This is a genomic window from Chryseobacterium sp. DZ-32, from assembly GCF_059587025.1.
Genome location: NZ_JCAIOM010000005.1, coordinates 1 through 23384, shown reverse-complemented (window position 1 = coordinate 23384; position 23384 = coordinate 1). Strand labels below are relative to the sequence as shown.

The window sequence follows — 23384 nt, the reverse complement described above, 5'->3', positions numbered from 1 at the left end:
CGGAAATGTTTAGATAGATGCAAGCAAAAATAAATGCCCAAACTCTCATATATGTGCAAAACTTATCTATATCTGCTGCTAATGCAATAGACGGTTAATAATGGTATTTGTACAAGTCAAAGTTTTTTTAAAAGGCAGGAACGATTGAGAATAAATTTTTATCATTGAAGTTTTCTGGTCTTTTGTGTTTTATATTTTTTGATCGTGTAAAAATAGTGAAATTATGGCGATAAATTAGTATTGCATATTTTGTTTTCTCTAAGTTTTATCATGTTTTGCAGACAATACATCATTCCGGGTTTTTACAAATATTATCGTATTTCAATAATAAGTGATAAATTAATGTAAGATTTATTTTAAATTCTCGCCTATAGATCTCAGTATTATGCTGGATTTGTGATTATTTTTAGAATTTTATAAATGGTAAATAATGTTGTGTTTGGAAATTTTTAATATTTTTTTAATTAATGGCTGAATATTTTGTTATGTGTTTTTTTGTAGTAATAGTTTGACAAAAAATACAGGTTTATTCTACATGATAACTTTGCCGTTGCCTATGGATATTCATATTTTTGCAAAATATTCTCATAACTATTAAAGAAGATTTATTACCCAAATAATGATTCTAAGAACACAAACGGTTTTTATCTCAAGAAAACAAAAGAGGCTGTACTTAAAGTAAACAGTCTCTTTTTATTACCAGCACTCAGAATATATAGAGTTGAATAAATGATAGATGTAGTCTTCTGTTATTTAAGTTTCGGCTGAAGCCAGATGAAAACGTCTTATTTTAGACCGGGCTAAAGCCCGGCCCTATTGAATTTCCAATATTGAAGATAAAACATAGAAAGTATAGGCTTTCATGGTAATTATTTTGTTTTTTCTCGCAGATAATCTTTTCTAAACAAAAAACCTCCCGGAAATGATGGGAGGTGAATAAAATTGACTGTATATTGAAGTGTAATTCAATCGTTATTGGTGAGTTTCAAGCCACTTCAGTCTGCGCTGGTCAGGCAGATGTTTTACTTTAAAGTTTTCGAAAACAGCATTGAATCCTTCTCCGTCAGGACAGGCTGCCATTAAGCCAACCATTACAGGAGTGTTATCCTGAAGAGGAGCATTCCGCATCATGATATAATTTTTATCATCAAAAGAATAAAATATTTCCACAGCATCCAGCCTTCTCACTGCCTTTATCCATAGGGCAGGAGGTGTTTTTTCCAATGTAATGACACTCCAGTCACTTTTGTTGTGGGTTACTACAGTGCTGAGATTGTATTTGCCGTCTACAAATTCTACTCCGGCTTTGATATAATGTTCCTGATCTGTTCTCAGCATAAGGCCCATCTGATCAAATCTTGCTTTATAACTGCCTGTTATTTTTACTTTTGCTTCAAATTCACCACCATAGGTAGCATAATAGAAAGGAGCGTCATCTACCGTGAATCCATAATGTGAAACCCTCCAGTAATCACTTTGTGAGGTTACGAACATGGAAAGACTGTTGTTTTTGATTTCCCATTTTTCAGGTTCATTAAACCAGGTCATTTTTTCCAGGCTCTGGGCGGAAAACTTTTGAATCAGGAATAAGACGCAAAAGCCGAAAATCATTTTCTTCATTCTCTTTGGGATAAGTTCTAAGCGTAAATTATTATTTTAGCAAAAGTATTATTAAACCTTATTTGCGTCAATACTGATAAATAACCATTATGGAAATCCGTAAACAGCTTAGTGATCAATTACTGGACAACACCCCGAAAAAATGCAGGCTTGACATCGGGGTCTATAAACAGCAGGCGTTGGCATATTCTCAGATGGAAGGTGCAATATGTGTGCTGAGTGATATGCAGGAGAATAAAAGCTTTATTTATAAATCTGCAGCCGCATATGAACTTGGACTTAAGATGGAGGAAAATCCTGCAGAAATAAACTCCATCTGGGAAGAAGAGATGCTGAAAAGAATACATCCCGATGACCGTCTGAAAAAGTACATCCATGAACTCCGTTTCTTTAAATTACTGGATGCTATGGAGATGGAGCAGCGCGCGGCATACAGTGTTGTATCAAAAATAAGAATGAAGGATAAAAATGAGAACTACAGATGGGTAAAACACCGCATGTTTTATGTTTATTCTCCTGATAACGGACGGTTGAGGCTGGCTCTTTGCCTTTATAATATGGCTCTGACTCCCTCTAATGCTTCCGGTTTTATGATTGTGAATACCGAAAAAGGAGAGGTGGTTGTAAAAGATAAGCTTGATTATAGAAATATTTTAAGCCCAAGGGAACTGGAAGTTTTAAAATTTATAGGGGAAGGGTATGCAAGCAAAGAAATTGCAGATCTTCTTTCTATAAGCATCAATACCGTAAACAGACACCGTCAGAATATACTGGAAAAGTTAAAAGTAAAAAATTCTACACAAGCCTTTAAGGATAGTTTTTATTAAACATTCATCCTGGAAGATCCGAAAAGTTCACCATGTTATTTTGTATCATATGATTAATTTTATAACTTGAATACAGATTAGCAAGATCCATATGATGAAAAGAAGTGAAGAAATTACCCGTCAGTATTTTACCTTTTTAGATCAGCATATCCAGAAGGTGATTTCCGGAACTGTACCTGAATTTATGGAACTGAATGAAATTGCCAGAGAACTTGCTGTTTCTCATAAACATCTTACTGATACCATTAAAAAGGAAACCGGACAGCATCCCTGTTTTTATTATGATGAAAAAATTATTGAACAGGCCAAAAAGATGCTCATTGTTACGGATAAATCTGTAGCAGAAGTTGCCCGTATTTTTACTTACGACCCTTCCAATTTTTCAAAATTTTTTAAAAAAATGACCGGTTTTACTCCCGGAAAATTCAGAGATTCCCATTCCGTTTAAAACTGACTTTTTTATTCTTTAAAATTCCTGTCACAGGAGTTTCGAGGCATTTTTCGTCTCCGGGTAGGGATTTAATCCTACTGAATTCCTGCTGTAAAAGACAATTTAGTGAATTATAATGTTAAAATTTATAGAAAATAATCTTTTATAAATGAGATGGTTGTAAAAAATAACGGTCATTTTTTATTATTTATCTATTAATATTTCTTTATTGTTTAGTTTTTTTATTAAATTTAGGTAAGAAAAAACTAATTAATTCAATACACATAAATGTTAAAAAGAAACCAGTATATGGTATTAAGTTTGGTTTCCAGGGGATAAGAATAAATTATTGTGTCTTTAATAATATTTAATCTTAATATGGAAGCTTAAGCCCTTTAAATAGTTATATATTTGTTTTTTTTAAAACCACAACAAACAAGATTAAGGATGAGCATCAATTTCACAACAGCAACCATTAAAGACTTTGAGAATATACCAGATAATGATATGGCTCAAAGGGCTGAAATTTTTTATGAATATTTAGACTTTGTAAAGTCTAATGGACACATGAATTACAGACTGAAGAATACTTCAGGAACCAATGCAGTACTGAATGTAAATATTGCAGATCACAACAGAGAATTTGTTAGTTTTGTATCAAGTGATTATTTAGGATTTACGCAGCACCCAAAAGTAAAACAGGCTGCCATTGAAGGAATCGAAAAATATGGTACAGGAACAGGAGCTACTCCTCTTATCGGAGGATATTTTGATTACCACAATGCATTAGAAAAAAAAATCTCAGGTTTTTTTAAAAGAACAGAAGATGAAGCTGTAGTATTTACTACGGGTTATACAGCTAATAGTGCTTCTTTACAATGCCTGATGCAGAAAGAAGACCTTGCTATTTTAGATATGGCTGTACATGCCAGTGTGCACGAAGGATGTGCTTTTACCAATAAAAAAACATTTCCACACAATAATTTGGAATCTTTGGAACACATTTTGAAGGTATCTGAAAATCTGTACCGTACGAAACTCGTTATTGTGGATGGAGTGTATTCCCAGGATGGTGATACCTCCCGTATTAATGAGATCTATGACCTTGTGAAGAAGTATAATGCCTTTCTGATGGTAGACGACGTACATGGTGTCGGTATCCTTGGAGAATCCGGAAGAGGTACTTTGGAACAGGCCGGGTTATTGGATAAAGTAGACCTTATTACAGGTACATTCAGCAAAACATTTGGAAATCTGGGAGGATATGTCATTGCAGATAAAAAAATAGCGGCATTCATCAGATTCCATTCCCGTCAGCAGATTTTCTCAGCGACAGCTCCACCATCATCAGCAGGAATAGTTAAAGCTATTGATTTAATTGACGAAGAACCTATCTGGAGACAAAAACTCTGGGATAACATCAATTATTTTAAAAAAGGGCTTGACGACTTAGGGTTGGATACAGGTGTTACCTGCTCTGCAATTATCCCTGTAAAAATCGGAGACCCCTATGTAACAGGAGAAGCCGGAAAACTACTAATAGAAAAAGGAATCTATACCAATCCGATTCTGTACCCGGCTGTACCCCGAAAAGATGCGCGTATCAGGATGAGTGTGACGGCAAGACACGAAAAAGAACATCTCGATAAAACGCTTAATGCGTTTGATGATATTAATAAAAAATTGCATATTGCGAAAAAATAATAATTATGCCTAGAAAAGTAGTGCAGGGCCCCATTAGGGACAAAGAAAAAACAAAGCAGAAACTGCTTGCTGCAGTTGGTAAAATTTTAAGAGTAAAAGGATATTCCGGATTAAAAGTAAGCAAAATAGCTGCCGTAGCCGGATTTGATAAAAAATTGATCTATGAGTACTTTGGAAGTACTGATAAGCTGATCGATGAATATATCAAGTCTCAGGATTACTGGAGCCAGGTCAACCAGGATGTTGATATGGATTTCTCGGACGGTGGACACGAGCTTACTAAAATGGTGGTCTTGAATCAGTTCGAAAACCTGAAGAAAAATAAAGAACTTCAGAAGATTATCCTTTGGGAGCTTTCAGAAAGCAAGCCTATTCTTAAGAAATTAGTTGAACAACGTGAAGAAGTTGGAGAAGTTTTATTTGGAAACATCTCAGATCCTTACTTTGGTGAAGGAGTAGCAACAAGACACAGGGCAATTATGGCTCTGATTGTTTCCGGAGCTTACTATCTTAACCTTTATACAGGATATAACGCAAACAAGTTCTGCGGTATTGACCTGAAAACTGAAGAAGGGCGAAAAGAGATTGAAGGCGCTATTGTTGAGTTGATTGACTTTGCATACAGCAAAAAGAAATAGAGGTTAAAAGTTTTCCGATTTGAACAGAAATATGTTTTTGTTGATATTTGAAAACTTTTAATTTTCAAATTAAAACTATATTTCTTATTTTTGACCAATGGAAAATTTTATAGTATCTGCAAGAAAATATCGTCCTCAGGAGTTTGATACGGTTGTAGGACAATCCCATATTACGGATACTTTAGAACATGCAATTGAAGAAAGTCAATTAGCTCAGGCATTACTTTTTTGCGGTCCTCGTGGTGTGGGTAAAACTACTTGTGCCAGAATTCTGGCAAGAAAGATCAATGAGAAAGATGGCTCGGTTTCAGAAGATGGCTTTGCTTACAATATCTATGAATTGGATGCTGCATCCAATAACTCTGTTGATGATATCAGAGAACTTATAGATCAGGTACGCTTTGCACCTCAGGTGGGTAAATACAAAGTATATATCATTGATGAGGTTCATATGCTGTCTTCTGCCGCTTTCAATGCATTCCTTAAAACGCTGGAAGAGCCGCCTGCGCATGCTATTTTTATTTTGGCTACCACGGAGAAACATAAAATTATTCCAACAATTTTATCCCGTTGTCAGATCTATGACTTCAAAAGAATCGTCATCGAAGACATACAGAGCCATCTGAGAAACATTGCCCAGAAAGAAAATATCCAGTATGAAGATGATGCCCTGTACCTGATTGCTCAGAAGGCAGACGGTGCATTAAGAGATGCACTTTCTATCTTCGACAGACTTTCTACTTTCTCCCAGAAAAATATTACACTGGCAAAAGCTGCCGAAGTGCTCAATATTCTGGATTACGATCAATATCTGAATATCGTGGATCTTGCCAGGGAAAACAAAATTCCTGAAGTGCTTTTCGCATTTAATGAGATTGTAAAGAAAGGTTTTGATCCTCATATTTTCATTGCCGGATTAGGAAATCATTTCAGAGATCTGATGATGGCACAGAATGCTTCCACTATGGAACTCATTGAAGTAGGAGAGAAGACCAAGGCCAGGTTTGTAGAGCAGGGACAGAAATGGGCCGCCCAGCAGCTTATTGATGGTATTGAAATCTGCAACCATGCAGATATTAATTATAAGAATTCCAAAAACCCTAGACTTACGGTTGAAATTGCATTAATGCAGCTGGCTTCACTGACAGCTAATTTAGGCGATACTAAAAAAAAAAATTCCTGATACTGGCTCCGTTTCTCAGTGAGAAACAGGAGGTGAAAATGCCGGAAAAAACTCCGGAGAAAAAAGAAGTTAAAACAGAACAGCTGTCTGTTACTACTCAGATGGTTCAGGAAGTTTCTGTGACCAAAACTACCAAGCCTTTGTCAAGACCGGGAATATCCTCCGGTTTCAGCATCAATTCCTTTTTGAATAAAGAAGATAAAGTGGAAACAGCAGAAGATGTTGTGGTGAGAACTGAAAATCTTCCTCAAAACCATTTTACAGATACAGATCTGCAGACGGAATGGAAAATTATGCTTAAACAGCTTCAGGTAAAAAATAACTTTGTATTTAATGCGGTAAAAACCTTTAAACTGGTAAAAGCTGAAGAGCATAAAATCAAAGTTTTGTTCCCGTCAGACTCTGCAAAAGTGGAATTTGATAAAATAAGTGGAGAATTTTTTAATCATTTTAAAAGAAAAATTCAGAATCATATTATTGAGGTAGAATACGTCAGAGACGTTGAAAATCTGAAGATTGAGGTGGTGACGAAGAGAAAATTATTTGAAAAGTTTATAGAAAAAAATCCACTTTTGAAAGATCTTGATGATTTAATGAAGTTTGATTTGACATAATTTTTATATATTTGTCAAATATTTCTGTCAGAAATAAGTTTCTGACAAAAACAAATTAAACCAGAAACGCTAAAACAAGACATTTCCAGATACAATGGAAAAATTGATTAACACATATCAGTCTTTTTTTGCACCCGCTAATTATTTTTTTAGCGGTTATTTTAGTTTTTCTGCTTCTTATTATAGAAATTTCAGAACGTATTACCGATTTTATTGGTACTGTTAACTGAATTTCTTTCCAAAAAATACAGGAGAAGTAGAGCCCTATTATTTTCCTGATTCCTTTAAACAATTTTGAACGGCATTTTTTGAAAAGAATTATAAATTAAATTTTATAATCCAAAGGGCTATTGCTGTCAATGAATAAATAATATAAAAAACAATAAAATTTAGAATAATGAATTTAAATGATTTAAAAAATGAGTGGATCGATGGGCTTACACAGCCACTAATGATTGCAGGACCATGTAGTGCGGAAAGTGAAGCTCAGATGCTTGAAACGGCCAGGAGAATTAAGGAATCCAATGCCAATGTATCCGTTTTCCGTGCCGGAATCTGGAAACCCCGTACCAAACCCAACGGTTTCGAAGGAGTAGGAGTGATCGGTTTGAACTGGCTGAAAAAAGTAAAAGAAGAATACGGTTTTAAAACAGCAACTGAGGTAGCCAATGCACACCACGTATTTGCAGCTTTAGAAGCAGACGTAGATGTTCTTTGGATCGGAGCGCGTTCTACAGTGAATCCATTTACGGTACAGGAAATTGCAATGGCTTTAAGAGGAACTGATAAACCGGTATTTGTGAAAAACCCTGTAAATCCGGATCTTGCTTTATGGATCGGAGCTTTGGAAAGACTTTTAGGACAGGACATTAAAAACCTTGGAGTTATTCACAGAGGATTTTCAACCTACCAGAAAACAAAATACAGAAACAATCCAAACTGGCAGATTGCCCTTGATTTCAAGAGCCAGTTTCCAAATATTCCAATGTTAATCGACCCTTCTCACATCTGCGGAAACAGAACAGGTCTTGCAGATATTACACAGGAGGCACTTAACGTAGGATACCAGGGAGCGATCATTGAATCTCACTGTAATCCTGATGAAGCATGGAGCGATGCTTCCCAGCAGATCACTCCTGAAGTTCTTGCAGATCTTATCGGAAATCTGAAAGTGAGAAGCTCTAATCTTGCCGGTTTTGAAGGAGAAATGGGAAGACACAGAACTTTAATCTCTGATCTTGACTTCCAGTTAATTGAACTTCTTTCTCAAAGAATGAAAATTTCTGAAAAGATCGGTAAGCTTAAAAAAGAAAATGACATTGCGATCTTCCAGCCTGAACGTTGGAAAGTAATCACAGAATACGCTACCCAAAAAGCAAAAGAAACAGGAATGTCTCAGGAGTTTATTGAAAAAGTATTCAAAGCGATTCACGAAGAATCTATTGAAGTTCAGAATAATATTATGATCGAGAGATAAATTGCAGATAATAGTAAGAGTAGTATAATTTTTACTAGATATTCAGTAAAAAAAATAAATCAGGGCTTAGCCATCAGTATTTAGGAGAATTGAAACATTGTGTTTTTGACCCTATTTTCTGAATGCTAAGCCCTAATTGCGTATATTTGCACCAGCATTATCTATGAAAGGAAAAATCATTAAATCTACAGGCAGTTGGTACCAGGTTTTGGAATTGGAAACAAATAAAATTTTCGAGGCCAGAATCAGGGGGAAATTCAAATTAATAAAAACCAGACTTACCAATCCACTTGCTGTAGGAGATTTTGTTGAGTTTCAACTGGAACAGGATGATATTGCCTGGATCACGAAAATTGAACCCCGCTCTAATTATCTGATCAGAAAATCCGTAAATCTTTCCAAAGAAGCTCATATTATTGCTTCCAATATCGATTTGGCGTGCTTTATCTTTACGCTGAAACATCCTGAAACATCATTAGGATTTCTTGACAGGTTCCTGGCATGCTGTGAAGCTTATAATATTACACCACTGATTCTTTTTAATAAGATTGATGTATTGCACGAAGAAGAAATTGAAATTGTAAAAGATATTGAATTCCTATATCAGGAGATAGGATATGATACTCTGGAAATTTCGTCCTATTCTAAATTGAATCTGGATCAGCTTCAGGAAATTCTTAAAGATAAAACTTCCGTCTTCTTTGGCCACTCAGGTTGTGGAAAATCTACCTTAGTGAATGCTTTGCAGCCGGGATTGAATTTAAAAACTTCTGAAATTTCAGATACCCACCTGAAAGGTAAGCACACCACAACTTTTGCCCAGATGCATTTCTGGGATTTTGGAGGAAACGTTATCGATACTCCCGGGGTTCGTGAATTTGCAATGATTGATATTGAAAAAGAAGAAGTACAGCATTACTTTCCTGAAATTTTCAAAAAGAGAGAAGAATGTAAATTTCACAACTGCCTTCACATCAATGAACCTAAATGTGCTGTTATCGATGCCCTTGAAACAGGAGAAATTCAGCATTCGCGCTATGCTACTTACATTAAACTGATGGACGAGGCAGAAGAAGCTTCTCAGAAATAATCAATAAAATTTATTTAACAGAACAAATTTTGTTAGAAATAATATAGAGACTATCATTGGATGGTCTCTTTTTCTGTTTAAAACTATTTTACCGAAATGACACCGTTGTCAAGGGTAGTACTTTCTTTTGTTAAAGAATAATATTTACCGCTATTATTTTTTTTAAGATTAGTTTAATGTATTTGATGGATTTTATTTTTTGTAATTTATTTTTTTTGATTTTTAAATGAAAAAATATTCGTTTTTAAATAACTCTACTTTTCAATTTTACAATTTTGGCAGATAACTCCACTTTTGTCATATTTCTGACCACCATGAGATTGGATTTTCAAAAAATAAAATTATTTCACCAATTGCAATAAAAAGAATAAAATTGTTAAATATGATTGAATATTAATTAAAAAATTACATAATTAACAAAAAATACCTTCATTTTTTGCAAATAAAAAACCCAGCCGAAGCTGGGTAAAAACTAATAACCATGAAAACTCAAATTAAACATGAGAATCGCAATAGAATAAACAATTACTGTGCCAAAGTTTGTGTTACAATTTCTTAATAAAAGTTATTTTTATGTTAAAAAAAAATTAAAATAAAAATCAAAGATATTTTTTGTAATTTTGCGCCATTAAAAAAATATACATTTATGTCTAACATTACATTCACTATGATTAAGCCTGATGCAGTTGCTGACGGACATATCGGTGCTATATTGGGTAAGATTGCTGAAGGAGGTTTTAAGATCAAAGCTTTAAAATTAACTCAGCTTACAGTTGCTGATGCAAAAAAATTCTATGAAGTACATGCTGAGAGACCATTTTATGGAGAATTGGTAGAATTCATGAGCTCTGGTCCTATCGTTGCAGCAGTTTTAGAAAAAGACAATGCAGTTGAAGACTTCAGAACATTAATCGGTTCTACTAACCCTGCAGAAGCTGCAGAAGGTACAATCAGAAAAATGTTTGCAAGAAGCATCGGAGAAAATGCTGTTCACGGTTCAGATTCTGACGAGAATGCATTAATCGAAGCTCAATTCCATTTTTCAGGAAGAGAGATTTTCTAAGAAAATCATCTTACAAAATAAAAAATCCGGAGAATTTTCTCCGGATTTTGTTTTTTATAGGATTATTTAAAGATTATTTTCAATAGCTCCCACTTTTTCTCTGTACAACTCAACAGGTTTATTAAGCAAAACTGCTATCACCGTCAGTTGTTTATCCAGTCTTTCTTTAGGGATATCAATATAAATAATTCCCGGGCGGTCACTCCAGTAAAGTTTATTATAGATCGTATGATTGAGCATACTCCCTTCACCTACGATTCTTATTCTGGCAATGTCATTTTTTATTCCTTTCAAAGCAATAGGTCCTGTAGGAATTCCTTCCACAAAAAGATACAGAGTCTGTTTGTCTTTTGACAGAGCGCTCATCCCTGAGAAATGACCTTCCGGCATTCCTTTTCCGGTCTCAAAAAACGCTTCTGCATGCTTACTTATCCATTGCAGTGTTTCCGGGTTTGTTGAAGGTGTTTTCTGTATTTTCATATCAAGGCCATCGGAGGTTAAGCCTTCATTGTTAAGTAGATTATTTCCGTTATGCAATACATTGCTCATATCATAGACTGCTTCCTGAGTATTTTTGTTGTTCAGTATTTTGGAAAGAGAAAGTTCACTTTTCTTAAAATCTTTTAAAAATACCGGAGGAGTGTCAAAAGTAAGTTCTGCCACAGTGACATCCTTGTCAAATTTTACTTTGGAGAAATTCAAATTCAGTGTTTTCTCGGCATTATAATCCATCGTAACAACAGCAGATGGATCTCCAATGATTTTTACAGAAAGAGGTTTTGTTGCCAGTCCATAGATTTTTGTAAGTTTTTTAGCTTCTTCAAGATAAAGAAACAACGATTTTTTCGAGTTGGACAGCGCTGATTTTCCTTTGTAGTTGTCAAAAGAAATTCCGCGTGTTGTTTCATAGATGGCAGGTTTGTTTTTGGAGGTCCATCTCCCCAGGTTTTTCAGGATCTCAACTTGCTCTTCAGGAATGGTACCGTCGGATTTCGGGCCCATATCAAGAAGGAGATTTCCTCCCATGCTGATCACGTCTGCCAAAGTCCTTACAATCATATTGGGTGTCTTATAACTTTTGTCAAAAGGCTGATACCCCCAGGAATCATTCATGGTATAACAAAGTTCCCAATATTGATTTTGGGGCGGAACTACCGGAATACCCTGCTCGGGAGTATCGTAATCACCATGATTATTGAGTCTTGAGTTAATAATGATATTGGAATTGTATTTCCTGAGTAAATCCAGGGTTTGAGAAGCTTTCCATTCTTCGGAAGTATGTTCCCAGTCTCCATCAAACCAGAGAAGGTCAGGTGAATATTGGGTAGAAAGTTCATTAAGCTGACCCTGATAATAGCTGATAAAATTCTGCCAGCGCTTTGGATCATTTTTAAGTTCATAACGTTTTTTTGTCCGGGTATTGATATCATAATACGGATGGCTCCAATCCGGCAAAGAGAAATAAAGTCCAGTTTTTAATCCTGACTTTTTCAGTGCGGAAACAAAAGGAGTTAACACATCTTTTCCGGCCAGAGAATTTTTAGGGATGGTAGTTGCTTTTTCTGCCTTTGAATTCCACAATGAAACTCCGTCATGATGTTTTGTGGTAATGACCGCATATTTTGCTCCGGATTCTTTTATCAGATCCACCCATTGTTGCGGCTGGTATTTTGAAGCTGAAAAACCATTCAGCTGTTTCATATAGTTTTCGTGATTGATATAATTATTGAAGAATGACCATGATTCTGAGATTCCATTAACCGAATAGATTCCCCAATGAATAAAAATTCCCAGTTTGGCATTTTTAAACCATTCCATTTTTTTGCTGTTGTCAACTGTCTGAACCTGTGCGTCGATACTATGTGCAGATAATATCAATCCAAGGAAAACAGCTTTAATCAGACTGTTTTTCATATATGTTTTATTTTAACATTAAATATAGATAAAGAAAACATTATAGTGTAGAATAGTTTGTGATATTTAATGATAATTGTTGTCAAAACGTTTCTTATTATTGTATTTTTATAAATGGAACGTTTATTGTAAAATTTACCCGAAAAAGCAATTATGAAAATTCCAGCAATATTAATGGCAAGTTTATTGGCGGTAAGTGTTTCTGCACAGACCACAAAACCAGAAACTAAAACAAAAAAGCCTGTCAAAAAAATAAAGAAAGCCACTTCTGCGGATACCGTCGGGAAGAAAAAACCGGTAACCCCTAAGCCGGTGGTTAAAAAAGATACCTTGGTACTCCGCGAGTATGGTTGTCCGGCCTGTGGAATGGGATAGAAGATGAGAAAGCCGATGTTAGGAGTATCAATGATGGCAGAAGCGGATTTTGTTTCTGCTGTTTTGCCATTGTTGCAGAATAATTCCATCGAAGTGATGGAATGGTCTTTTGATACCCTTTATCATACCAATGAACCGGAATGGCTTCGGGATCTGTTGAATTTTTATGCAGAAAATAACCGTTTAATAGGGCATGGAGTATATTATTCTTTATTTGATGCAAGATGGACAGCAAGGCAGGAAGAATGGCTGAAGAAATTGAAAGAAGAAGTCAGTCTGCGGAAATACAATCATATCACGGAACATTTTGGCTTCATGAATACTGAAAATTTTCATCAGGGAGTTCCGTTGCCGGTATCTCTGGGGCCGGAAACCTTACAGATTGGGAAAGACAGGTTATACAGACTTCAGGAAGCTGTCAATATTCCTGTAGGCGTGGAAAATCTTGCATTCTCGTTTTCCATTGATGATGTGAAAGAGCAAGGTGTTTTTCTTGATAAACTGATAGAAGATACCGATGGTTTCCTGATTCTTGATCTGCATAATATTTACTGCCAGTCCTGTAATTTTGAAGTCGGTCTTCAGGAAATAATAAACTTGTACCCACTCCATAAAATAAAAGAAATCCATCTTTCAGGCGGAAGCTGGCAGGAGAGTGCGTATGGAAAGAAGCAGGTGAGGAGAGATACGCATGATGATGTTATTCCTGAAGAAATTCTCTCTGTTTTACCCTCGGTTCTTACACAATGTCCAAATCTGGAATACATTATTATTGAAAGATTGGGGAATACCTTGAAAACCGAGGAAGAAAGAAATGATTTTCTGGATGATTTTAATAAAGTCACAACAATAATTGAAACTTCAGACCTGAAATTCAAAGAAAAAAACCGTTGGTGTAAAAAGGTAGTGAAACTTTCCGAAAAACCTTTGGAAGACCTGCTTTTGTATGAAGAACAGTCGAAACTCACAAGGCTTCTTTATGATAACTCAGATGTGAAGGCTATTCAAGATCTGGACTTTCATTATTTTAAAACACAACACTGGGACGCTGAAATGATTCTTACAGCACAGAATATCATTAAAAAATGGAATCCTTATTAATTATTCTATCCTGATAACCAAAATCAAATTATATGAAAATGACAACATTAGTATTGATCATTACCGCTGTCCTCACTGCTTTGATAGGAGGACTTTTCTATGCGTATTCATGCTCAGTTGTTCTCGGTCTGGGAAAACTTTCTGATACAGAATACCTGAAAGCAATGCAGAATATCAACAGGGAAATCCTGAATCCGGTGTTCTTTATGAGTTTTATGGGAACTATGATTCTTCTTCCCTTATCTACATTTTTGCTCCGCGGACAGCAGCCTGTTTTTATTTTTCTTCTTCTTGCTACACTGGCTTATCTGATTGGAGTTTTTGGGGTAACGGTTGCCGGAAATGTTCCGATGAATGATACTTTGGATAAATTTGATATCTCTAATTCTACAGCAGAAGCGATCAGACAGATGCGGGAAAATTTTGAAAACAGATGGAATTTTCTCAATAATATAAGAACTGTTTTTTCCGTCATTACCATCCTTTTTGTAGTCTGTGCCTGTGTCTGGAATAAAGAATTATAAAGGATTAAGTGAAAATACCTACTATTAAATTACGTATTTCTACCGATGTGTACGTCTGGTTTTATTCAGATCTTTGTGTTGTTAGCAAGACCATTTTAAACATTTCAATATGTTGAAAAAAAGATTATAACCAGGACGACTTAAATTTCCAAACAAGAGAAAAGGCAGCCAATGGCTGCCTTTTGTTTATCATAAAGATAGTTTCTTTAGATTTTTAAAAGCTCGATTGTTCTTTCCGGGCTTTCAGCTGAGAAAACAGCATTTCCCGCAACAAGAACATCGGCACCTGCTTCAAATAATTTGGAAGCGTTATCAAGATTTACTCCTCCGTCTACCTCGATAAGTGCAGTTGAGTTGTTACTTAAGATCAGATCCTTGGTTTCTGCAATCTTTTTGTAAGTATTTTCAATGAACTTCTGCCCTCCGAATCCCGGATTTACGCTCATTAACAATACAAGATCCACATCTGCAATAATATCTTCAAGCATCAATACAGGAGTAGAAGGATTTAAAACAACACCTGCTTTTGCTCCCTTGCTCTGAATATGGTGAATAGTTCTGTGAAGGTGGGTACATGCTTCATAATGAACAGAAACAAGGTCAGCACCATGATTGATGAATTCATCAACATATTTTTCAGGTTCCACGATCATCAGGTGAACATCCACAAATTTTTTAGCATGCTGCTGAACAGTTTTCATCACCGGAAAACCAAAAGAAATGTTAGGAACAAATCTTCCGTCCATGACATCAATGTGGAACCAGTCGGCCTGAGAATTATTCAGCATTTCAATGTCTCTTTGCAGATTCCCAAAGTCTGCTGATAAAAGGGATGGAGCAATAAGCTTCGTTTTCATTTTTACTTTTTATACTTTTACTTTTATTATCCTATTGAAAATGAATGGTCATGGGTGAAGTAATAAATGGCTAGATATCCTGTTATTAACACCACTTCTATGACAGATAACTTTTTATTGTTAATATTTATGAGTAGAAATCTGTCGATTACAAGCAGTCCAAACAGTACTAAAAAGAAAATTATTTCTATTGTAATTCCTAAGCTTCCACTGGGATTGGATGTAAATAATTGATAGACAATTAAAGGAATCCCTAGCACTACAGTGTAATAAATACAATAGAGATAAAGGTTGGTCTTTTTATTAAATCAGAAATAGCCTTCATTTTAATTAATGATACTTCAGTTTCATTTCCGGCTTGATCTTAAGAACTGTTTCATAGATAAGTTTAATAACATTACCTACATCTTCTTTAGAGACCATTTCTACCGTAGTATGCATATAACGCAAAGGTAAGGAAATTAAAGCACTTGGTACTCCGCCGTTGGAATGGGCGAAGGCATCTGTATCAGTTCCGGTAGCTCTGCTGGCGGCAGCTCTCTGGAAAGGAATTTTCTTGGTTTTTGCAGTATCAATAATCAGTTCTCTGATAGTATGATGAACGCTTGGAGCAAAGAATACTACTGGTCCGGCACCACATTTCTGATCTCCTTCTTTTTTCTTTTCAATCATCGGAGTTGTAGTGTCGTGGGTAACATCCGTTACAATGGCAATATTCGGTTTGATGGTGTCAGCAATCATGTCTGCTCCGTATAAACCTACTTCTTCCTGTACAGAATTGGTAATATAAAGTCCGAACGGTATAGATTTTTTATTTTCTTTTAGCAGCCTGGCAACTTCAGCAATCATGAAACCGCCGATTCTGTTGTCCAGAGCTCTGCAGACAAAATATCTGTCGTTCATTTCAAAGAATTCATCCGGGTAGGTGATCATACAACCTACAAAAATTCCCATTTCTTCCACTTCTTTTTTAGAAGTCGCACCACAGTCGATGAAGATATTTTCAATTTTAGGCGTAGGCTCATTCTGATTGGTTCTTGTATGAATAGCCGGCCATCCGAATACCCCTTTTACAATTCCGTTTTCACCATGGATATGGACAACTTTTGAAGGAGCAATCGTCTGATCAGAACCTCCGTTTCGGATGACGTAGATCAATCCGTCATCTGTAATATAATTGACATACCATGATATCTCATCAGCGTGTGCTTCAATCACTACTTTGAATTCAGCTTCCGGATTGATGATCCCATAGCAGGTTCCATAATGGTCTACTTCAATTTTATCTACGTAAGGTCTGATGTAATCCATCCAGACTTCCTGACCTTTATGTTCGTAACCTGTTGGAGATGATGTGTTTAAATATTTCTCTAAAAATTTCAAAGATTTCTTTTCAAATTTCATAAAAAGGAATGATTTTTGCGTTTAATTTTTCTTCTTATAAGTGTAAAAATAATGAATTTTAGTAAGATTATCTGCCTTTTTATTTTCTTTTTTGGAGTCAGTGTTTTTGGTCAGAAAGATGGTATAGTGGCAAAACCACTCAATCAGTATCCGCCTGAATCTCTGAAAGTGGATGAATTTGGTAATAAATATTATTATGATGAACAGCAGAAGATTAAGGTGTATGAAATCAATGGAGAGCCTGTAGTCGTATTGGATGAGTTGGTTTTAGTGAATAAACCGAGATTTAATAACCAGCTGGATAAGAATTACTATTATTTTCTCAACAAAAAGCTGTACAGGGTATATCCGTTATTTGTGACTGCATTGCAGCAGTACAGAGATATCCAGAAAGATATGAATGATCTGGACAGCAAAGCCAAAAGAAAGTTTGTAAGAGAAAGACAGAATATACTGGCTGACCAATATGAAAAGCAATTGAGAGATCTTACAACTACAGAAGGACAGGTTTTTGCAAAACTGATGAACAGGGCAACCGGAAAAAATGTATTTGAGATTATCAAAGAATTAAGAGGTGGATGGAGTGCTTTCTGGTGGAATGTAAAAGGAAAAATGGCTGATATTGACCTGAAAGAACGCTATGATCCCCACACCAACAGAAGTGATGAATTTATAGAATCATTACTGCAGTCCAACTGGAACTCAGGTTATCTGCAGCCTTATCCCGGAGCTAATGATTTTAAAGTAAAGAAATAATATAAATTCCTGTAAGAATGCTTACAGGAATTTTTCTTTTAATTTATCAAATACAATTTTATCTATAGGAAGAGGAAAAGGATTGTCCGGTCTGTCGATATCAATCCATTCTGTTTTTTCGATACAGGGATCCAGAATAATAAAGTCTTCCTCGTTAACGATATCTACTATATAATATATGGTAAGAAGCTGTTCGTTTTCTCTGAAGCGCGATACCAGAAAATTTTCCTGAGTATAGAAATGTTCCAGCACATTGATTTTTACATTCAATTCTTCATCAAACTCGCGGTGCAGACATTCAAGAACTCCTTCACCATATTCCAATCCGCCGCCCGGAAATTTCATTAAAGGTTCGCCGGCATATTCTTCAAATAAGGTCAGAACTTGTTTATCTTTTACCGCACAGGCATACACTCTAATGTTGATCTTGTCTATCATATATATAATGTATAATATTTTGTATAGCTAATGTAAGGAATTTTGTTGGAAAAAGCCGGAAGTTGGAAGCGTGAAGCTGGAAGTTTAATACTGTCTAATAATATTGAATTATATTATATTGATTTATTATTCTAAAATAAAAAATCAAAATTAATTAAGCACCCGGCAGTAAACATCCAGCGTCCATCTTCTGGCTTCCTTCTACAACTTAATTGCATTAATCATCTCTCTTTTTCCCGGAGGTCCTTGTTTTTTCTCCACCTGGAAATTCAGTTCCTGAAGAATTCTTCTTACGCTGCCTTTAGAAGAGTAGGTGGTTAATAATCCGTTAATGGCCATTTTGTCAGCTACGAGTTCAAACAATGGCTTTTCCCAAAGGTCTGGCTGTACTCTGGCTCCAAAACAGTCAAAGTAAACAAGATTAATTTTAGGCAGATCAATGTCTTTCAGGTCGAAAAAATCACATTCTATCTTTTTTAAATTGAATCCACTAATAATTTCTACTGACTTTTCCCAATCTGCCAGATGAATTTTCTGATAAATATTTTTAAACTCTGGGTTATCAAAAAGTTCAAAGTAAGCCAAATCCTTAACTTCGGATTCATTTATGGGGTATTTTTCGAGCGAAAAATAATTGATGACATGATTTTTGTCAGTTTTTAAATATTCATTAATTGTTACCAAAACATTCAAACCTGTTCCAAAACCGAGTTCTAAAATATTAATTTCGCAATCATTTATTAAATTCAGTCCATTTTTGATAAACACGTGTTCAGCTTCCTGCAGGGCTCCATGATGAGAATGGTAGTTCTCATTTAAATTATTGATAAACAATGTTTTACTTCCGTCGTTTGTGGTCTTAATCTCTCTTTTCAAGCTAATTTTTTGTCAAATTTACTCTAAAATTTTTATATTTAGAAAATTATGTTAAATTTGTAGAACATCGTAAAAATTTTAAAAAATGATAATTCAAAAAACTGAAAACTCCAGAATTTCTACATTTGACCCTAACAATTTTTCATTTGGTAGTACTTTCATCGATCATATGATCATTTGTGAGTATGAAAACGGAAAATGGGGTGATGTAAAATTAGTTCCTTACGGTCCGATTCCATTTACGCCTGCTATGATGGGAGTAAACTACGGACAAGCTTGTTTTGAAGGTATGAAAGCCTATAAAGACAAAGACGGGCAGGTTTTCCTTTTCAGGCCTGAAAAGAATTTTGAACGTATCAACAAGTCAGCGAAACGTCTTGCTATGCCGGAAGTGACTGAAGAAATGTTTTTAGACGGATTGAAAGCTTTGGTAGATATTGACAGAGAGTGGATTCCACAGGGGGAAGGAATGTCGCTTTATATCAGACCTTTGATTTTTGCTACAGAGGAAGCTTTGAAAGCAAGAGTTGCTAATAAATATATGTTTGCCATCGTTGCAACACCAGCACAAAGTTATTATTCAGAACCGGTATCTGTAAAGATCTCTGATCACTATTCAAGAGCGGCAAACGGAGGGGTAGGTTCTGCAAAGGCTGCAGGTAACTATGCGGCTTCTTTCTATCCTACGCAGTTGGCCATTGAAGAAGGGTATGAGCAAATCATCTGGACGGATGATGCTACACACGAATATTTCGAAGAGAGTGGTACAATGAACGTGTTTGTTAGAATCAACGATACGATCTATACACCGCCAACATCTGAGAAAATCCTTGACGGAGTAACGAGAGACAGCTTCATCCAGTTAGCGAAGAAAAGAGGTATCGAAGTGAAAATTGAACCGATTGCGGTAAAAACTGTAATTGAAGCTTTAAAGAACGGTGAACTTAAAGAAGTATGGGGAGTAGGTACAGCAGTAGTAACCACTCAATTCCAGGCTTTAGGATATCAGGGAGAAAAACTTGCGCTTCCGAGATTATCTGATGAAGAAAGCTATGCGGCTATCCTTAAAAAAGATTTGGTAGATTTACAAACCAACTTGTCTGAAGATCCGTTCGGATGGAGAGTAATGGTAGATCACGTATTGGAAACAGTATAATACTATTGATATAACGATATGAAAGCCGGGTTTTTCCCGGCTTTTTCATATCTGTCTATTCACGTAAAATGGACGAAGAGTTTTTGGCTAAGATCAATGCGTTACAACATTCACATATTTCTGTGTCAAGTTTTGTAATTGATTCGCGAAATGTGTATTTTCGCAAAAGTTTATGAAAAAAATACTCTTCATATCAGCCATAAGCCTGTTGAGCTGCAACAGAAATACACAGACGGTGCATCCCCCTGTAGGCGGGGTTTTGAGCCAGAAAGATCTGGATGTTTCTAAAAACAGGATGAAAAATTTAAATGTTATAGAACGTGGCCAGATTCAGGACTGGATCAGCGGCCAGTCTGTAAAATACTATCCTACGCAGCTTAATTATTGGGTAACCGTGGAAGGCTATGATCAGAGAGAAAGAAGGAAAGACGAAACAACCATTTCCTATTCTTATGATCTGTATGATTTTGACCAGACTAAAATCTATGATCAGCCTTTTGAGAGAAGAGATGCCAGATTCGGACACTTTGATGAACTGAGAGCAGTGGAGAACGCTTTGCGTTTTATACATGATGGAGAGGAAGTAACACTTTTGGTACCGTCTTCTTTGGCCTACGGAACTTACGGAGACGAAAAGAAAATAGACAACGACATTCCATTAATCATAAAATTAAAAGCTTTATAAATACATGAAATTGTTTAACAAGAATATAATTCTGGCAGCGGCAAGTATTTCGCTGATGAGTTGTACCCCAATTTATAAAAAAATGAACGTAGACAAAGAAACTTACGAAGGTCTTAATGACGGACTTTATGCCAATCTTCAAACTACAAAAGGTAACCTGATTGTAAAATTTGAAGACAAGAAAGCACCAGTAACTGTAGCCAACTTTATCGGTCTTGCAGAAGGGAAAATCGACAACAAAGCTAAGGCTAAAGGAGTTCCTTACTATGACGGAACTATTTTCCACAGAGTAATCAAAGACTTCATGATCCAGGGAGGTGATCCTCAGGGAACAGGAATGGGAGATCCCGGATATAAATTCGAAGACGAAAGAAACGACCTTAAACACACAGGGAAAGGTATTCTTTCTATGGCGAATTCAGGACCAAATACCAACGGTTCTCAATTCTTTATTACTGAAGTGGCTACCCCTTGGTTAGATGGAAGACATACGATCTTCGGAAAAGTGGTAAAAGGAAATGAGGTAATTGATGCGATTGCTAACGTTGAAAAAGGAGCTCAGGATAAACCTAAAACAGATATTGTTTTAGAAAAAGTTTCTGTTTTCAGCAAAGGTGATGAGTACAAGCATTACGATGCAGCTAAAACTTTCAATGAAGGAAAGGCTAAAATCGCAGAAAACAATAAAGCTTTCATCGCTAAAGAAGAAGCTGAAAAAAAGAAAAGAGAAGAAGAATTCAAAGCTAACCAGGAGAAATTGGTTGAAAACCTAAAAGCTGGTATGCAAAAAACTGAATCAGGCCTTTACTATAAAATTACAAAAACAGCTGACGGTAAAGCTCCAAAAGCTGGTGACAATGTATCTGTACACTATGCAGGTAAATTGGTAGACGGAACTGAATTCGATTCTTCATTCAAGAGAAACGAGCCTATCGAAATTCCAATCGGAATGGGAAGAGTAATCAAAGGATGGGATGAAGGTATCCTGTTATTGAAAGAAGGTGAAACTGCTACATTATTGATCCCGCCTGCAATGGCTTACGGAGAAAGAGGAGCAGGAGGAGTGATCCCACCAAACTCATGGTTGGTTTTCGATGTTGAGCTTGTAAAAGTAAAATAATTGAATTTCACAATAGTATCAAAGCCGTCCGAGAGGATGGCTTTTTTTATTCTGCTGAGAGATATTCTGTAACGATCTGCGTAAATGGTACGACCCATTTACTATCCGGAAAGGCTCACTGTTTTTCTGATACGAATTATTTTAAACTTGTAACAATAATCAAGAAAATGAAAACCAAATCACTTCTGTTTCTGTTCATTATGCTGTCGTTGATGGCTTTTTCCCAGACTAAAGCAAATCCTGACGATGCAGCAATCAGAAAATCACTTACTTATTTTGTCAACAGCATTCAATCCAAACAGATAGATCAGGCGGTAAGCGGCATATATCCAAAATTCTTCACCATAGTGTCAAAAGAGCAGATGACACAGATTTTGAATATGACTTACAATAATCCATTTATGAAAATTGAAGTAGAAGATCTGAAGTTTGGAAATATTGAAAAGCCTGAACTCATAACCGGGGAATATTTTTCTATTACCCCTTATTTTTTGAAACTGAAATGCAATGTCAGTTCATTAAATGATGATATGAAAAAGAAAATGAACGGTGCTTTGACAGCCAAATACGGAGCAAATAATGTGAAATATGTCGCCAGTGAAGGCTCATATCTCATCAACGCCGCTATGAAAGCCTGTGCGGTTTCAAAAGATAAAAAGACATGGAAATTTGTTATTCTTGAAAAAGAATATAAAAAAGAACTGGTGAAGATTTTACCCAAGAAAATTCTGGATAAGTTCTAAAGAATAAACATTAATTTTTACATTGAATCGTACCGTCCCGAAAAAGACGGTTTTTTGTTTCCTGAAAATACCGTAGAAATACGGATTTCGGTATGAATTTATTACTTCTATCTTTATCATGCACTTAAAAAAACAAAATAAAAAAATATGTTTGACCTGAATTACGACCAGATAAAGAAGGAAATAGAATCTGAAGTATGTAAAGAACACAGTAGGCATCCGGAATTTGTAAAAACAGATGAAGGTTTTGGAATAAAAGCCTGCTGTGAACCATTCAGAGAAGAACTCGTTGAAAAGTCAGGGAAAATGATTGAAGAAAAAACAAAGAAGATCCTTGAAGGAATGATGAAGGATCTGTTTAAAGAATAAGTTTTTACGATGTTAAGATAACTTTGTTATCGGAAGCTGCTCCGGAAGGAGTGGCTTTTTTGTTAGAAATACTATGTTATTATTAACAATATAAATGGAGTAAGACCGTGACTAGTCCTGAAAAAGGTTGACTAGTTTAATATTTCAAATATACTTAAATCAGAGTAGGAATTTTCCTATTCTGATTTTGTTTTTTGTATGTTTTTAATTTCACGTTATTTTTCATATGCACTTGGCTAGGGATGTTATAATTTAGGGAAAAATGAGGTCTTAAATTATTATAATAATAAATTGATTGGTCAAGCTGCTGTGAGAGATTCTTAAAGTTTTCAAAAGTATCAATTGTAATAGCCACGACTTTATCTGACAGTTAGGGGTTAAAAATAATTGTCAGTTATCCAATATTATCCTTACTTCCAA

At 35.6% G+C, this 23384-nt stretch carries 24 protein-coding genes and 1 pseudogene; 18 read left to right on the top strand and 7 right to left on the bottom strand.

From position 1 onward, the window contains the following. Window positions 1-972 precede the first annotated feature (972 nt). Window positions 973-1620, bottom strand: a complete 648-nt coding sequence (locus AC59HC_RS06745) for a DUF1349 domain-containing protein (RefSeq protein WP_496558281.1) — start codon at window positions 1618-1620, stop codon at window positions 973-975. Between the two features lie 89 nt (window positions 1621-1709). On the opposite strand from AC59HC_RS06745, the gene AC59HC_RS06740 reads away from it, so the two are divergent. The 9 genes from AC59HC_RS06740 (at window position 1710) to AC59HC_RS06700 (ending at window position 10646) form a co-directional block, all read left to right on the top strand. Then, window positions 1710-2447, top strand: coding sequence for a LuxR C-terminal-related transcriptional regulator (locus AC59HC_RS06740; RefSeq protein WP_395973305.1), 738 nt, complete (start codon window positions 1710-1712; stop codon window positions 2445-2447). Window positions 2448-2538: 91 nt separating this feature from the next. Next, on the top strand, window positions 2539-2895 hold the full coding sequence (locus AC59HC_RS06735; protein ID WP_202842772.1) for a helix-turn-helix domain-containing protein: 357 nt from the start codon (window positions 2539-2541) through the stop codon (window positions 2893-2895). Between the two features lie 429 nt (window positions 2896-3324). Then, complete coding sequence (locus tag AC59HC_RS06730) at window positions 3325-4581, top strand: aminotransferase class I/II-fold pyridoxal phosphate-dependent enzyme (RefSeq protein ID WP_110011634.1); 1257 nt, start codon at window positions 3325-3327, stop codon at window positions 4579-4581. A 5-nt stretch (window positions 4582-4586) separates the two neighbouring features. Then, complete coding sequence (locus AC59HC_RS06725) at window positions 4587-5219, top strand: TetR/AcrR family transcriptional regulator (RefSeq protein WP_047375406.1); 633 nt, start codon at window positions 4587-4589, stop codon at window positions 5217-5219. Window positions 5220-5316: 97 nt separating this feature from the next. Beyond that, complete coding sequence (gene dnaX / locus AC59HC_RS06720; RefSeq protein ID WP_202842770.1) at window positions 5317-6402, top strand: DNA polymerase III subunit gamma/tau; 1086 nt, start codon at window positions 5317-5319, stop codon at window positions 6400-6402. Between the two features lie 38 nt (window positions 6403-6440). After that, window positions 6441-7016, top strand: a complete 576-nt coding sequence (locus AC59HC_RS06715) for a DUF8439 domain-containing protein (protein ID WP_238349684.1) — start codon at window positions 6441-6443, stop codon at window positions 7014-7016. Between the two features lie 397 nt (window positions 7017-7413). Then, window positions 7414-8493 carry a chorismate mutase gene (locus AC59HC_RS06710; RefSeq protein WP_047431451.1) on the top strand — a complete coding sequence of 360 codons (1080 nt, stop codon included), beginning with the start codon at window positions 7414-7416 and terminating at the stop codon, window positions 8491-8493. Between the two features lie 163 nt (window positions 8494-8656). Further along, the gene (gene rsgA / locus AC59HC_RS06705; protein WP_062670366.1) at window positions 8657-9583 is read left to right on the top strand and encodes a ribosome small subunit-dependent GTPase A; all 927 of its coding nucleotides are present in this window, start codon (window positions 8657-8659) and stop codon (window positions 9581-9583) included. A 646-nt stretch (window positions 9584-10229) separates the two neighbouring features. Continuing rightward, complete coding sequence (locus AC59HC_RS06700) at window positions 10230-10646, top strand: nucleoside-diphosphate kinase (protein WP_034722935.1); 417 nt, start codon at window positions 10230-10232, stop codon at window positions 10644-10646. 66 nt (window positions 10647-10712) lie between these two features. On the opposite strand, the gene AC59HC_RS06695 is transcribed toward AC59HC_RS06700, so the two are convergent. Beyond that, a complete protein-coding gene (locus AC59HC_RS06695; protein WP_496558280.1) occupies window positions 10713-12560 on the bottom strand; it encodes an alpha-L-fucosidase in 1848 nt (615 codons plus the stop codon). Window positions 12561-12713: 153 nt separating this feature from the next. Between AC59HC_RS06695 and chrA the strand changes: the two genes are divergently transcribed. The 3 genes from chrA to chrI are packed head-to-tail and all read left to right on the top strand — an operon-like array spanning window position 12714 to window position 14560. Then, entirely contained in the window at window positions 12714-12935 is a 222-nt protein-coding gene (gene chrA, locus AC59HC_RS06690) for an MNIO class RiPP chryseobasin precursor ChrA (RefSeq protein WP_496558279.1), read from the top strand. Window positions 12936-12938: 3 nt separating this feature from the next. After that, window positions 12939-14036 carry an MNIO family chryseobactin maturase gene (gene chrH, locus AC59HC_RS06685; protein WP_496558278.1) on the top strand — a complete coding sequence of 366 codons (1098 nt, stop codon included), beginning with the start codon at window positions 12939-12941 and terminating at the stop codon, window positions 14034-14036. A 32-nt stretch (window positions 14037-14068) separates the two neighbouring features. Next, complete coding sequence (gene chrI, locus AC59HC_RS06680; protein WP_411413898.1) at window positions 14069-14560, top strand: chryseobasin maturation helper ChrI; 492 nt, start codon at window positions 14069-14071, stop codon at window positions 14558-14560. Between the two features lie 206 nt (window positions 14561-14766). Here the strand turns inward: chrI and rpe are convergent, their stop codons facing one another. Then, window positions 14767-15417, bottom strand: coding sequence for a ribulose-phosphate 3-epimerase (gene rpe, locus AC59HC_RS06675; protein WP_034698534.1), 651 nt, complete (start codon window positions 15415-15417; stop codon window positions 14767-14769). Between the two features lie 330 nt (window positions 15418-15747). Continuing rightward, window positions 15748-16821 (bottom strand): chryseobasin maturation metalloprotease ChrP, encoded by a 1074-nt coding sequence (chrP, locus tag AC59HC_RS06670; RefSeq protein ID WP_062670358.1) that lies wholly within the window; start codon window positions 16819-16821, stop codon window positions 15748-15750. A 51-nt stretch (window positions 16822-16872) separates the two neighbouring features. Between chrP and AC59HC_RS06665 the strand changes: the two genes are divergently transcribed. Next, a complete protein-coding gene (locus tag AC59HC_RS06665) occupies window positions 16873-17577 on the top strand; it encodes a DUF4294 domain-containing protein (protein ID WP_110011641.1) in 705 nt (234 codons plus the stop codon). Window positions 17578-17598: 21 nt separating this feature from the next. Here AC59HC_RS06665 and AC59HC_RS06660 read toward each other — a convergent pair whose 3' ends face one another. After that, on the bottom strand, window positions 17599-18015 hold the full coding sequence (locus AC59HC_RS06660) for an NUDIX domain-containing protein (protein WP_110011642.1): 417 nt from the start codon (window positions 18013-18015) through the stop codon (window positions 17599-17601). A 201-nt stretch (window positions 18016-18216) separates the two neighbouring features. After that, window positions 18217-18891 carry a tRNA (5-methylaminomethyl-2-thiouridine)(34)-methyltransferase MnmC2 gene (mnmC2, locus tag AC59HC_RS06655; protein ID WP_496558277.1) on the bottom strand — a complete coding sequence of 225 codons (675 nt, stop codon included), beginning with the start codon at window positions 18889-18891 and terminating at the stop codon, window positions 18217-18219. Window positions 18892-18976: 85 nt separating this feature from the next. On the opposite strand from mnmC2, the gene AC59HC_RS06650 reads away from it, so the two are divergent. From AC59HC_RS06650 to AC59HC_RS06630, 5 genes are all read left to right on the top strand, one after another. Then, window positions 18977-20047: a branched-chain amino acid aminotransferase gene (locus AC59HC_RS06650; protein WP_277694593.1), complete on the top strand. Its 1071-nt coding sequence runs from the start codon at window positions 18977-18979 to the stop codon at window positions 20045-20047. Between the two features lie 172 nt (window positions 20048-20219). Further along, a complete protein-coding gene (locus AC59HC_RS06645; protein WP_110011645.1) occupies window positions 20220-20732 on the top strand; it encodes an FKBP-type peptidyl-prolyl cis-trans isomerase in 513 nt (170 codons plus the stop codon). Window positions 20733-20814: 82 nt separating this feature from the next. Next, the gene (locus AC59HC_RS06640; RefSeq protein ID WP_228406592.1) at window positions 20815-21852 is read left to right on the top strand and encodes a peptidylprolyl isomerase; all 1038 of its coding nucleotides are present in this window, start codon (window positions 20815-20817) and stop codon (window positions 21850-21852) included. A gap of 167 nt (window positions 21853-22019) precedes the next feature. Beyond that, window positions 22020-22595: a hypothetical protein gene (locus tag AC59HC_RS06635; RefSeq protein ID WP_202842757.1), complete on the top strand. Its 576-nt coding sequence runs from the start codon at window positions 22020-22022 to the stop codon at window positions 22593-22595. Between the two features lie 147 nt (window positions 22596-22742). After that, a complete protein-coding gene (locus tag AC59HC_RS06630) occupies window positions 22743-22964 on the top strand; it encodes a hypothetical protein (RefSeq protein ID WP_343644238.1) in 222 nt (73 codons plus the stop codon). Window positions 22965-23118: 154 nt separating this feature from the next. Here the strand turns inward: AC59HC_RS06630 and AC59HC_RS06625 are convergent. Next, window positions 23119-23307, bottom strand: a pseudogene (locus AC59HC_RS06625) (IS3-like element ISElsp1 family transposase); the annotation flags it as partial. Between the last annotated feature and the right edge of the window lie 77 nt (window positions 23308-23384).

Excerpts from the sequence above, each read along its gene's own strand:
- AC59HC_RS06745 (WP_496558281.1), bottom strand. The coding sequence starts at position 1,620 with ATGAAGAAAATGATTTTCGGCTTTTGCGTCTTATTCCTGATTCAAAAG.
- AC59HC_RS06740 (WP_395973305.1), top strand. The coding sequence starts at position 1,710 with ATGGAAATCCGTAAACAGCTTAGTGATCAATTACTGGACAACACCCCG.
- AC59HC_RS06735 (WP_202842772.1), top strand. The coding sequence starts at position 2,539 with ATGATGAAAAGAAGTGAAGAAATTACCCGTCAGTATTTTACCTTTTTA.
- AC59HC_RS06730 (WP_110011634.1), top strand. The coding sequence starts at position 3,325 with ATGAGCATCAATTTCACAACAGCAACCATTAAAGACTTTGAGAATATA.
- AC59HC_RS06725 (WP_047375406.1), top strand. The coding sequence starts at position 4,587 with ATGCCTAGAAAAGTAGTGCAGGGCCCCATTAGGGACAAAGAAAAAACA.
- dnaX (WP_202842770.1), top strand. The coding sequence starts at position 5,317 with ATGGAAAATTTTATAGTATCTGCAAGAAAATATCGTCCTCAGGAGTTT.
- AC59HC_RS06715 (WP_238349684.1), top strand. The coding sequence starts at position 6,441 with ATGCCGGAAAAAACTCCGGAGAAAAAAGAAGTTAAAACAGAACAGCTG.
- AC59HC_RS06710 (WP_047431451.1), top strand. The coding sequence starts at position 7,414 with ATGAATTTAAATGATTTAAAAAATGAGTGGATCGATGGGCTTACACAG.
- rsgA (WP_062670366.1), top strand. The coding sequence starts at position 8,657 with ATGAAAGGAAAAATCATTAAATCTACAGGCAGTTGGTACCAGGTTTTG.
- AC59HC_RS06700 (WP_034722935.1), top strand. The coding sequence starts at position 10,230 with ATGTCTAACATTACATTCACTATGATTAAGCCTGATGCAGTTGCTGAC.
- AC59HC_RS06695 (WP_496558280.1), bottom strand. The coding sequence starts at position 12,560 with ATGAAAAACAGTCTGATTAAAGCTGTTTTCCTTGGATTGATATTATCT.
- chrA (WP_496558279.1), top strand. The coding sequence starts at position 12,714 with ATGAAAATTCCAGCAATATTAATGGCAAGTTTATTGGCGGTAAGTGTT.
- chrH (WP_496558278.1), top strand. The coding sequence starts at position 12,939 with ATGAGAAAGCCGATGTTAGGAGTATCAATGATGGCAGAAGCGGATTTT.
- chrI (WP_411413898.1), top strand. The coding sequence starts at position 14,069 with ATGAAAATGACAACATTAGTATTGATCATTACCGCTGTCCTCACTGCT.
- rpe (WP_034698534.1), bottom strand. The coding sequence starts at position 15,417 with ATGAAAACGAAGCTTATTGCTCCATCCCTTTTATCAGCAGACTTTGGG.
- chrP (WP_062670358.1), bottom strand. The coding sequence starts at position 16,821 with ATGAAATTTGAAAAGAAATCTTTGAAATTTTTAGAGAAATATTTAAAC.
- AC59HC_RS06665 (WP_110011641.1), top strand. The coding sequence starts at position 16,873 with ATGAATTTTAGTAAGATTATCTGCCTTTTTATTTTCTTTTTTGGAGTC.
- AC59HC_RS06660 (WP_110011642.1), bottom strand. The coding sequence starts at position 18,015 with ATGATAGACAAGATCAACATTAGAGTGTATGCCTGTGCGGTAAAAGAT.
- AC59HC_RS06650 (WP_277694593.1), top strand. The coding sequence starts at position 18,977 with ATGATAATTCAAAAAACTGAAAACTCCAGAATTTCTACATTTGACCCT.
- AC59HC_RS06645 (WP_110011645.1), top strand. The coding sequence starts at position 20,220 with ATGAAAAAAATACTCTTCATATCAGCCATAAGCCTGTTGAGCTGCAAC.
- AC59HC_RS06640 (WP_228406592.1), top strand. The coding sequence starts at position 20,815 with ATGAACGTAGACAAAGAAACTTACGAAGGTCTTAATGACGGACTTTAT.
- AC59HC_RS06635 (WP_202842757.1), top strand. The coding sequence starts at position 22,020 with ATGAAAACCAAATCACTTCTGTTTCTGTTCATTATGCTGTCGTTGATG.
- AC59HC_RS06630 (WP_343644238.1), top strand. The coding sequence starts at position 22,743 with ATGTTTGACCTGAATTACGACCAGATAAAGAAGGAAATAGAATCTGAA.